Below are 10,426 nucleotides of genomic sequence, written 5' to 3' on the forward strand. Positions count from 1 at the left end.
CCGCGCCATGCTATTTCAGCTTCATCTTGAAACCGAGATGCGATGGTGAAAAGCCGAGCCGCTCATAAAATCGATGCGCATCAAGCCGCTTGGCATTCGACATCAGCTGTACCAGCCGGCAATCAAGGCGTTTTGCCTCGTCAATGGCGTAAGCCACCATCTTGCCGCCAATACCGTGACCCCGCAGATCCGAGCGCGTCTGCACGGCCTCGATGATCAGACTCTTGCCGCCCCGCCCGGTCAGCGAGCGCGTCAGAGCGATCTGGAACGTTCCCGCCACTTTGCCATCAAGTTCAGCAACATAAAGCGTCTCATAGGGAGAGCCGGCAATATGATGAAAGGCGGCGCGGTAATCCGGCAGAGCCGCCGCATCGGTCGTATCGCCATGGCCACCAAGATCATCTTCAGCAAACATTGCGATCAGCGCCGGCAGATCGTCTTCATGCGCTTCGCGAATCAGCAGCTCAGGCACCCGGCAGTTCCTTCTCCATCACAATCGCCGGCAGACCGGAATTGCAGGAACCGCAATTTTCCGTCCGCCCGACCTCGACAAAGCCATGCGCCAGATAGAAGGCGACGGCATTCGCATTTTCCGGCTCCACCTCAAGCTTCATACGCTTTGCATGCGGAAAACAGGTCTCGATCTCGGCAAAGAGATCCCGGCCGATGCCGTGGCGCTGATGATCGGGATGCACATAGAGCTGATGGAGCCGGACCAAATCGCGTTCCTTCGCATCGGGCGCCGCAAAGGCCATGCCGCCGAGCATCTTGCCGTCATCGGCAACAAGGAATTCGCCATCCCGGCGCTGAAGCCGCGCTTGCAGCTTTTCCAGCGAAAACCAGTCGTCGGTAATGGACGCGACCTTTTTCGCCCCGTAGAGCGGGTCATAGGTCGCGTGCCAGGTGATGACCAGCAATTGCCTTATGGCTGGCAGATCGGCGGCTGTGGCTGTTCTGACGAAGAACAAGGCCTATTCCTCAACGCCAAGCTTGGCCTTGACCAGCGCTTGGACGGCCTGCGGATTGGCCTTGCCCTGGGATGCCTTCATCACCTGACCGACGAACCAGCCGGCGAGCGACGGCTTGGCCTTTACCTTTTCGACCTGTGCCGGATTGGCGGCGATGATCTCGTCAACGATCTTCTCGATCGCACCGGTATCGGTCACCTGCTTCATGCCGCGCTCTTCAACGAGAACATGGGGATCGCCACCTTCATTCCAGACGATCTCGAACAGGTCCTTGGCAATCTTGCCGGAAATGACGCCTTCCTTGATCAGATCGATGATCGCACCGAGCTGTTCGGGCGAAACCGGCGTATCCTCGATATCGCGGCCAGCCTTGTTCAGCGCACCGAGCAGATCGTTGATGACCCAGTTGGCAGCAGCCTTGCCATCGCGGCCTTCGGCCAGATGTTCGAAATAGTCGGACACCGCCTTGTCGGAGACGAGCACCGAGGCGTCATAAACCGACAGGCCGAGATCGTCGACGAAACGGGCCTTCTTGTCATCGGGCAGTTCCGGCAGATCGGCGGCAAGCGCTGCGACAAAGGCGTCGTCGAACTCCAGCGGCAGCAGATCGGGATCGGGGAAATAGCGATAGTCATGCGCATCTTCCTTGGAGCGCATGGAGCGGGTTTCGCCCTTGACCGGATCGAACAGGCGGGTTTCCTGGTCAATCTCGCCACCTTCTTCCAGAACATCAATCTGGCGACGGGCTTCATATTCGATCGCCTGACCGACAAAGCGGATCGAATTGACATTCTTGATCTCGCAGCGCGTACCGAATTCGCCGCCCGGCTTGCGTACGGAGACGTTGACGTCGGCACGCATGGAACCTTCATCCATGTTGCCGTCGCAGGTGCCGAGATAGCGCACAATGGTACGCAGCTTGGTCAGATAGGCCTTGGCCTCGTCGGAAGAGCGCATATCGGGTTTGGAAACGATTTCCATCAGCGCCACGCCGGAGCGGTTGAGATCGACAAAGGACATGGCGGGATGCTGGTCATGCATCGACTTGCCGGCATCCTGCTCCAGATGCAGACGCTCGATGCCGATCTCGACATCCTCGAAATTGCCCTGACGGTCGGGGCCGAGCGAGATCATGATCTTGCCCTCGCCGACGATCGGATCCTTGTATTGCGAGATCTGATAGCCCTGCGGCAGATCGGGATAGAAATAGTTCTTGCGGTCAAAGATCGAACGGTTGTTGATCTGCGCCTTCAGGCCAAGTCCGGTCCGCACGGCTTGTCTGACGCATTCCTCATTGATGACCGGCAGCATGCCCGGCATCGCCGCATCAACCAGCGACACGTTGGAATTCGGCGCATTGCCGAAGGTCGTCGAGGCGCCGGAAAACAGCTTCGAATTGGACAGAACCTGCGCATGCACCTCCAGGCCGATAATCACTTCCCAATCGCCGGTGGCGCCGGGAATCAGTCGTTTCGGATCAGGTGTGCGGGTGTCGACAATGCTCATCTTCGGCTTCTCAATTTCAATGGCAAATCCTTCTCCGTGAGGTAGAGCAATTGCGCCGCCGACGCAAGCCGTAGGCTTTGCCCTCAAACGCTTTCGCTTGACGAAAAGGACAACCGGGACTAGAAAATCCCATCCATTTTGGAGTGTTTATGTCCAGCAATCGGGAATCCCGCTAGGGGCCCTGCCGCTGCCGCGATTGATGCGGGTGCGCGCAGAGGCCGGAAACGAACCCCGCCACGCAAGACTTGCGTGTGCGGAATATGTTTCCTTGCGCCTTCTTCTTTTGAAGAAAGCGCAGAGCGGATTTCACGACGATGGATATTTCCCGCGCCGAACAGCGCATTCTTCACCTGCTCGCCCAGGGCGGCAGGATCGAACTCATACGCACTGAGACCAATAAGATCGAAAAGGCCGAATGCTTTACCCGCGACGGCTGGCTCTATCCGGACCTCGATCTGATCCTGTTTCGTAAACTGAAGGCCAAACGGGCGATCCGTTCAAAAGACGGGCGCCCCTACCAGATCACTGCCCGCGGGCTCGAACTGGTAAGAGCCGAACCGGACAACCGGTAATGAAGGAAGCACGGCCATGCCACAGACGATCCACTGCGAATCGGGCATGGCCGGACTTCTCGCCCTCGAACCCATATGCAACGTCATCATCATCGTTGATGTGCTGTCCTTCTCGACGGCCGTCGATATTGCTGTTGCCAGCGGCGCAACCGTCTTTCCGTTTCCACTCCGGGACTGCCAGGCCACCGGTGCTCGCTGCCGGACGGCCATCACCAAAACCTCGCAGATACGATCGCGGCTCAGCTCACCCCAACCGCTTCCTGAAACCGCGCAAGTTGGCTGCCTGAAAGCCTCCCGTCGATAATGAAGTGAACCTTCATCGGATCAACGGCCTTGCCGCCGACAATAACTTCGTAGTGAAGATGCGGCCCGGTGGCCAGGCCGGAGCGTCCGACATAGCCGATAACCTCACCCTGGCTGACCTTTGTACCAACCTTGATATTGGCGGCGAATTTGCTCTGATGGCTATAGGAGGTCTGGTAGCCGTTGCCGTGATCGATGACGATCTGATTGCCATCCTCGCCCTTGCGTCCCTCGAAGGAAACCACACCATCAGCCGCGGCGAGAATGGGCGTGCCGACGGGCGCCGACCAGTCAACGCCGGCATGCATGCGCGTGTAGCCGAGAATGGGATGGCGCCGCATGCCGAATCCCGACGTCTTTTTGCCAGCCGGCACGGGATTGCGCAGCAGATACTGACCGATCTTGTTGCCCTTGGCATCGAAGAAGGCAGTCTTGCCAGAGGCCGGGTCACGATAGCGGTAGAGCTTGATCTGATTTTTGCCAAGCGCGATCAGAAGGTCAAAGGACCGGGCCGAGGCGTTCAGGTCATCGCCTGTGTCGGCGGAGGCATAGGCAAGCTTCAGGCGGTCATCCGGCCCCGCATTCGACTGAAGGTCGAGATTACTATCCTGTTTGTGGACGAATTGCTGGAAAAGCTGGGTTTCACTGTTTCCGGTGGTCACGGTCGTGCATCCGGCTACGGCCAGAAGGGCCGCACACATCAAAAAGGGCGCAGGTCTCAAAGTTTGTTTTCTTCTATTCTGTTTCTTTGGCGCCCTCTATCAAGTTGAAATCGGTATTTTTTGTGAATTAAAACAACACGCCAAAGTCATAAAAATTGCCATATAGATTCGATACGCACAATACAGAAAAATATGTACAAAGAATACTTCTTTGAAAAGTACCAACAAATACCGAAAAAACCATCAAATTGACTTCGCCACGTTTCGTTCGGGCGCGAGACGGAATTGAAATATTCAGATAATATCCGGAAGCCGCGCACTCTACATCGAGACATCAAGAACAAACGAGTGAAAAGCACACGGCGGGATTGCACTGTAAATCAAGGCTTACCGCAGATCACAAAGTTGCCGCAAAATCGACCATTCCGCCCCGAACCAGATAAAAAAAACGCCGGCTGCAGATGCAACCGGCGTCAGATTGCCGACAAAGTCATTTACTTGGGGTGGAATAGCCGCCCCCTCCGCCGTCATCCCCGTGCTCGTCACGGGGATCCAGGCTCTTTAAGACATTGGATTAAGAAAGTCTTTCGCCGTGCAGACGCACGGCGGCTGGATATCTGTGTCAAGCACAGATATGACGCCAGTGGGGATTAGCAAGCTTTGTCGATAGTTTGACGCCGGCTGCAGATGCAACCGGCGTTTCCCAAATCAAGACTGGTAAAATCTGTTACCACCACTTGGACGGCGTGAAGCGCCCGGCAGCCTTTTCGATTACTGACGCTGTGCGGAACAGCGTTTCTTCTTCAAACGGCTTGCCAATCAGCTGCAACCCCAGCGGCAGGCCACCAGCGTCAACACCGGCAGGGACGGCAATCCCCGGCAGCCCGGCCATATTCACCGTCACAGTGAAAATGTCATTCAGATACATCTTGACCGGATCAGCTGCCAGCGCCTCGTCAGCGATACCGAACGCAGCCGATGGCGTTGCCGGGGTCAGAATGGCATCGACGCCGTCGTGGAAAACGGTTTCAAAGTCGCGCTTGATCAGCGTGCGAACCTTCTGGGCGCGCAGATAATAGGCGTCATAATAACCGGCAGAAAGAACATAGGTGCCGATCATGATACGGCGCTGCACTTCCTTGCCGAAACCTGCGGCGCGGGTGTTCTCGTACATCTCGGCAATGTCGCGGCCAGGCACGCGCAGGCCGTATTTCACACCGTCATAACGCGCGAGGTTGGACGAGGCTTCAGCCGGGGCCACAATGTAATAGGCGGGCAATGCGTATTTGGTATGCGGAAGCGAGATATCGACGATCTCGGCGCCAGCATCCTTCAGCATGGCAATACCCTTGGCCCAGAGCTTTTCGATATCCTCCGGCATGCCATCGACCCGGTATTCCTTCGGAATGCCGATCTTCATGCCCTTGACCGACTGGCCGATCGCAGCCTCATAATCCGGCACGGGCAGATCGACCGAAGTCGTATCCCTGGCGTCAACACTGGCCATCGACTTCAGCATGATCGCCGCATCCCGGACATCGCGGGCAATCGGCCCGGCCTGATCGAGCGACGAAGCAAAGGCTGCAACACCCCAGCGCGAGCAGCGGCCATAGGTCGGCTTGATGCCGACCGTACCGGTAAAGGCCGCCGGCTGACGGATCGAGCCACCGGTATCGGTTGCCGTGGCGCCAGCACAGAGATTGGCGGCAACGGCTGCGGCAGAGCCGCCCGAAGAACCACCGGGCACCAGATTCTGGTTTGAACCCTTGGCGCGCCACGGATTGATCACCGGTCCGTAATAGGAGGTCTCGTTGGAGGAGCCCATGGCGAACTCGTCCATATTGAGCTTACCGAGCATGACCGCGCCGTCGTTCCACAGATTCTGCGTGACGGTTGATTCGTAGCGCGGCTTGAAGCCATCGAGAATGTGTGACGCAGCCTGAGTGTGAACACCTTCCGTGGCAAACAGATCCTTGATGCCGAGCGGGATCCCCTCCAGCGCACCGGCCTTGCCTGTCGCAATGCGCTCATCCGAAGCCTTCGCCATGTCACGCGCCTTGTCCGGCGTCACAGCAACATAGGCATTGAAGGTCGCGTTATAAGCGTCAATCGCCGCGATATAGGCTTCGGTCAGCTCGAGAGCTTTGATTTCCTTCGCCGCAAGCTTCTCGCGCGCCTCGGCGATGGTCAGGCTGGTCAGATCGGTCATAGGTGTCACTTCGTATTAGGCCTGGAACACGCCCGTTGAACATCGCTCAACGGTCGCATCCCATCATGTTGTTTTTACGCAATTGCCGACGAAAACCGGTTCCTGCAATCTCGAACGCGCCTCAAAGCGCCTTCTTGAAATAGACAGAATGTTTTGACGGCGCATGGTCGAGGATCTTTTCAGAGCGCTCAAAGCCCTCTTTTTCATAAAAGGCGATCGCATCATCATATTTCGCGCCGGTCACGACAACCAGTTCGCGAAACCCTTCAGAAAGCGCCAGCGAGCTGATATGACGCAGCACAGCCTTGCCGATCCCGTGCTTACGGAACTTCGGCTCGGTATACATGCGCTTGATTTCGGCGATACCGTTCTTGTGGCGGACCAGCGAACCGCAGGCCACAGCCTCATTATTGACACGGGCGACAAACGTCGTCGTATCCGGCGCGGTCATGTCCGCAACCGACATCTGATAGTCGATCACGTCATTTGTTGACATGCCGGCGAGCGAAACCTTGAGTTCCGTGAAAAGCGCGCGCAGATCCTCCTGATGCGGGCTTTCGATATCAATTTTTGTCTGTACCATCCCTCACTCCACAACCTTGGGCACAAGAAAGAAATTCCTCTCCGATTCCGGGGCATTGGCAACGATGTCTTCGGCCTTATTGCCGTCGGAGACGACATCTTCGCGCTTTTTCATGGCCATCGGTGTGACCGAGGTCATGGGCTCCACGCCTTCCACATCAACTTCGCCAAGCTGTTCGACAAAGCCCAGGATTGCGTTCAGCTCGCCGGTCATACGTTCGGCAGCTTCGTCATTGACGGCAATACGGGCCAGGCGTGCAACACGTTTGACAGTCGCTGTGTCTACGGACATGAATTCTCTCCGGATCGTGGTTTCCCTGAACGCTATAAAGGGCGTCGCCGCCCTTCGCAACGGGGCATTTCGTCAGAAGGAGACGCTCTCTCCCGGTTTTATCGCCTGAACCTCGGCACGCGCCCCTTCCATGCCAGCGATAAACTTTTCCGCCGTCTGGTCAATAATGGGGAAAGTGCCGTAATGACAGGGCATTACGGTATCGAAGTTGAAATAGCGCTGGCAGGCAAGAGCTGCAACCGCGCCGCCCATCGTAAAACGGTCACCGATCGGCACCAGTCCGATTGATGGCGCATGCAGTTCATTGATCAGCGCCATGTCGGAGAAGATATCGGTATCGCCCATATGATAGAGCGTCGGCTCATCATCAATATGCAGCATCAATCCGTTGGGATTGCCAAGCGCATGCGACACGCCATCTTCAGTGATGAAAGCGGACGAATGGAAGGCATTGGTGAAGGTGACGGTGAAGCCATCGAACCCGACCGTGCCGCCGGTATTGCCTGCCTCGATCCGGGTGAGCCCTTTGGTACCGAGCCAGGCGGCAAGATCGGCATTTGCCAGCACGACGGCGCCACTCTCCTTGGCAATGTCAACCGTATCGCCGATATGGTCACCATGGCCGTGGGTCAGCAGGATATGGGTCACACCCGCCGTCGCAGCCTTAAAATCCTGCCCGGCAAAAGAGGGGTTCCCGGTCAGAAACGGATCCATCAGGATCGTGGCACCGGCGATCTCGATGCGGAATGCGGCATGACCAAGCCAGGTAACCTTCATGGGATGTCTCCTTCAGCGATGAATTTATGTTTATTCCTCTCTATTATGAAGGTAATAACTCGCACCACCAATTTCCACGTCGGCAGCCGGCGATGACGAAAAAACGAGAGAAATACCATGACCGTGCTGACCATTGAGGAACTTGCCGAAACGCTCACCCGCCCCGCTGTCATTGCCGGGCTCGACCTTGGCACCAAGACAATCGGCCTTGCCGTTTCCGACCTCGGCTGGCGGCTTTCCAATCCGCGCCCGGTCATTCGCCGGGTAAAATTCACCATCGATGCCGAAAACCTGCTGACAGCCGCAGCAAAGGACAATGTCCGCGCCTTCATCATCGGCCTGCCGATGAATATGGACGGCTCGGCCGGCCCGCGCGTGCAGGCGACAAAGGCCTTCGTGCGCAATATGGCGGAAAAGACCGAAATCCCTTTCGTGTTCTGGGATGAGCGGCTTTCAACGGTGGCGGCGGAACGGGCCTTGCTGGAAATGGATGTTTCGCGTCAAAAACGCGCCGAGCGAATCGATTCGGCCGCCGCCTCCTTCATCCTGCAGGGCGCGCTGGACCGGCTGAACGCGCTTAGCCGCGGCTGAAAACGCTGTTTGGCCGCCGCTCGGTCGGCGGTACATCCGGCGGCAGGGCGCGACCGCCCTCGGCCATGACATGGCGTGCGACACGGCCGAGACCGCCCTGAAGCAGAAAATCGGCGGTAACAACAAATCCCATCACGGCTGCGCTGATATAAAGATCCACCGGCACGGCCGCGAAAAACACGCCCGTCAGCACCACGTAATCTTTTTTGCTCCCGGCAACAGCCATCACACACTCCACTCTCAAAACCTGTGGCGGTGTTAACGCTGTCAGGCAAGCCCCCTTCTACAACAGTGGTTAAAATCTCGCAAACAAAACTGATCGCATTGCAGCGGCATCAATCGCCGCGTAAGCAGAAATAATCTCAAGACCGGAGCCACCCATGCTGATCATCTTCGAAAGCGTCCTGCCGATCTTTCTCACCGTCGCGCTTGGCGTGGTGCTGAAACGCATCCCAATCTTCGATGATGGTTTCTGGCGCGGTCTCAATCAGCTTGGCTATTATGTGCTGTTTCCGGCACTTCTGTTCACCACCCTGTCGCGGGCTGATTTCTCCGCCCTTTCAGCATCCGGCATCGGCTGGAGCGCGATCCTGAGCGTTCTGGTGATCTCCGGCCTGTCGCTTGCGCTTTGGCCGCCGCTGAAGCGTGCCGGCGTCCCCGCCCCTGCCTTCACCTCTCTGTTTCAGACCTCAACCCGCTGGAACGGCTTCATGGCACTTGCCATTGCCGATAAGCTGGCAGGGTTAAACGGCATGGCCGTCATCGCGCTGGTCATGGCCGTCAACATCATTCCGCTCAACATCCTCAATGTCGGTGTACTGGTGTGGTTTTCCGGTGAGAACCGCGATGTCGGCGCGATGATTCGCAAAGTGATCAGCAATCCGCTGATCATCGGCGCACTGGCGGGCATTGTCTTCAACGCGCTTTCCATCCCCGTCTATGAACCAATCTTCGTGACGCTTGATCTCGTCGCCCGCGCAGCCCTCGGCATGGGCCTCATCCTCGTCGGCGCGGGCCTTGTTCTTTCCGACGCATTGAAGCCGCGCCCCATGGTGCTGCTCGCATCGATCATCAAGTTGATCGTCTTTCCGCTGGTCATTTTTGCACTTGGCCGCACCTTTGGCGTCACTGGCGTGCCGCTGACCATGCTGGTGCTTGGCGCCGGTGTCCCGACCGCCATGAACGGCTACGTCCTGGCCCGCCAGCTTGGCGGTGACGCCCGGCTTTATTCCGCCGTCGTCACAGTGCAGACCGCGCTTTCCTTCTTCACCCTGCCGCTGGCTCTGATGTGGCTGACGGCATGAGCCTTAGCGAACATACCTGCCTGGAATAGCAGCAACCAGTTCGACCGTATTTCCATCCGGATCCCGCGTGAACAGTCCCCGCCATCCGGCCCAATCGAAGTCCTGAAAGCGCGCCTCACAGCCATGCTTTTCCAGCCATGCTGCAGCATCGGCCTGCTCGCCATAGGTAAGGCTCAGCGCCAGGTGGTGGAGTGAGGATCGCGGGCCGGTCTCGACCTCTTCACCGGTATCTTCAAAGAGCGCCAGAACAGCCAGATGGCCGCCAAAGCTTTCTCCCAGCCGGTAAAAGACAATCCCCGCCCGGTGGGTTCTGCCCGCATCACCGATCAACCGTTCGAGACCGAGAATACGGCCATAAAAATCCTGCATGGCAGAAAAGTCCCTGCACCGGATCGCTATCTCTCCCAGCGCTCTTGGCGAAAATTTTCGTCCGGACATTTTTCACTCCCCCTTTTTCAAGAAACGGCCTGCCGCATCACTTCAACATGCTTCCCCAGTGCCGACCATGCTGACAACAAAACCCCGCCGGTTTCCCGACGGGGTTTTCAGTCAATTCTGAAAGATCAGAAATTACTTGATGATCGAGGCGACGATGCCGGCGCCGACGGTGCGGCCGCCTTCGCGGATCGCGAAGCGCAGCTTTTCTTCCATCGCGATCGG

General features: G+C 57.4%; 14 protein-coding genes. 3 read left to right on the forward strand and 11 right to left on the reverse strand.

What is annotated here, in order from left to right:
- Nucleotides 1-10: 10 nt before the first annotated feature.
- From FJU08_RS03465 to gatB, 3 genes are read right to left on the reverse strand one after another with little or no spacing between them, the layout of a single operon-like run.
- Nucleotides 11-415: a GNAT family N-acetyltransferase gene (locus tag FJU08_RS03465; RefSeq protein WP_235890571.1), complete on the reverse strand. Its 405-nt coding sequence runs from the start codon at nucleotides 413-415 to the stop codon at nucleotides 11-13.
- Nucleotides 416-464: 49 nt separating this feature from the next.
- Nucleotides 465-968, reverse strand: a complete 504-nt coding sequence (locus FJU08_RS03470) for a GNAT family N-acetyltransferase (protein WP_141147560.1) — start codon at nucleotides 966-968, stop codon at nucleotides 465-467.
- Between the two features lie 3 nt (nucleotides 969-971).
- On the reverse strand, nucleotides 972-2,474 hold the full coding sequence (gene gatB / locus FJU08_RS03475) for an Asp-tRNA(Asn)/Glu-tRNA(Gln) amidotransferase subunit GatB (RefSeq protein ID WP_141147561.1): 1,503 nt from the start codon (nucleotides 2,472-2,474) through the stop codon (nucleotides 972-974).
- Between the two features lie 314 nt (nucleotides 2,475-2,788).
- Here gatB and FJU08_RS03480 point away from each other — a divergent pair, with 314 nt between their 5' ends.
- On the forward strand, nucleotides 2,789-3,046 hold the full coding sequence (locus FJU08_RS03480; protein ID WP_141147562.1) for a YjhX family toxin: 258 nt from the start codon (nucleotides 2,789-2,791) through the stop codon (nucleotides 3,044-3,046).
- 239 nt (nucleotides 3,047-3,285) lie between these two features.
- On the opposite strand, the gene FJU08_RS03485 is transcribed toward FJU08_RS03480, so the two are convergent.
- The 5 genes from FJU08_RS03485 to FJU08_RS03505 all read right to left on the reverse strand — a co-directional run bounded on the left by FJU08_RS03485 (nucleotide 3,286) and on the right by FJU08_RS03505 (nucleotide 7,871).
- Complete coding sequence (locus FJU08_RS03485; RefSeq protein WP_181409732.1) at nucleotides 3,286-4,011, reverse strand: M23 family metallopeptidase; 726 nt, start codon at nucleotides 4,009-4,011, stop codon at nucleotides 3,286-3,288.
- A 727-nt stretch (nucleotides 4,012-4,738) separates the two neighbouring features.
- Nucleotides 4,739-6,220 (reverse strand): Asp-tRNA(Asn)/Glu-tRNA(Gln) amidotransferase subunit GatA, encoded by a 1,482-nt coding sequence (gene gatA / locus FJU08_RS03490; RefSeq protein WP_141147564.1) that lies wholly within the window; start codon nucleotides 6,218-6,220, stop codon nucleotides 4,739-4,741.
- Nucleotides 6,221-6,341: 121 nt separating this feature from the next.
- Nucleotides 6,342-6,803, reverse strand: a complete 462-nt coding sequence (locus FJU08_RS03495) for a GNAT family N-acetyltransferase (protein WP_141147565.1) — start codon at nucleotides 6,801-6,803, stop codon at nucleotides 6,342-6,344.
- Nucleotides 6,804-6,806: 3 nt separating this feature from the next.
- A complete protein-coding gene (gene gatC, locus FJU08_RS03500; protein WP_141147566.1) occupies nucleotides 6,807-7,094 on the reverse strand; it encodes an Asp-tRNA(Asn)/Glu-tRNA(Gln) amidotransferase subunit GatC in 288 nt (95 codons plus the stop codon).
- A gap of 72 nt (nucleotides 7,095-7,166) precedes the next feature.
- Complete coding sequence (locus tag FJU08_RS03505; protein ID WP_141147567.1) at nucleotides 7,167-7,871, reverse strand: metal-dependent hydrolase; 705 nt, start codon at nucleotides 7,869-7,871, stop codon at nucleotides 7,167-7,169.
- A gap of 117 nt (nucleotides 7,872-7,988) precedes the next feature.
- On the opposite strand from FJU08_RS03505, the gene ruvX reads away from it, so the two are divergent.
- A complete protein-coding gene (gene ruvX, locus FJU08_RS03510) occupies nucleotides 7,989-8,462 on the forward strand; it encodes a Holliday junction resolvase RuvX (protein WP_141147568.1) in 474 nt (157 codons plus the stop codon).
- Here the strand turns inward: ruvX and FJU08_RS03515 are convergent.
- Complete coding sequence (locus tag FJU08_RS03515; RefSeq protein ID WP_141147569.1) at nucleotides 8,449-8,688, reverse strand: hypothetical protein; 240 nt, start codon at nucleotides 8,686-8,688, stop codon at nucleotides 8,449-8,451. The two genes, ruvX and FJU08_RS03515, sit on opposite strands and share 14 nt — an antisense overlap.
- Before the next feature lie 154 nt (nucleotides 8,689-8,842).
- Here FJU08_RS03515 and FJU08_RS03520 point away from each other — a divergent pair, with 154 nt between their 5' ends.
- On the forward strand, nucleotides 8,843-9,766 hold the full coding sequence (locus FJU08_RS03520) for an AEC family transporter (protein ID WP_141147570.1): 924 nt from the start codon (nucleotides 8,843-8,845) through the stop codon (nucleotides 9,764-9,766).
- A gap of 3 nt (nucleotides 9,767-9,769) precedes the next feature.
- Here FJU08_RS03520 and FJU08_RS03525 read toward each other — a convergent pair whose 3' ends face one another.
- On the reverse strand, nucleotides 9,770-10,204 hold the full coding sequence (locus FJU08_RS03525) for a VOC family protein (protein ID WP_141147571.1): 435 nt from the start codon (nucleotides 10,202-10,204) through the stop codon (nucleotides 9,770-9,772).
- A gap of 132 nt (nucleotides 10,205-10,336) precedes the next feature.
- Nucleotides 10,337-10,426: EF-Tu C-terminal domain-related protein (locus FJU08_RS03530; protein ID WP_141147572.1), on the reverse strand; the 90-nt coding region annotated here is incomplete at its 5' end.

It is taken from the genome of Martelella alba (assembly GCF_006516955.1).
In the GTDB taxonomy this organism is placed as follows: domain Bacteria; phylum Pseudomonadota; class Alphaproteobacteria; order Rhizobiales; family Rhizobiaceae; genus Martelella; species Martelella alba.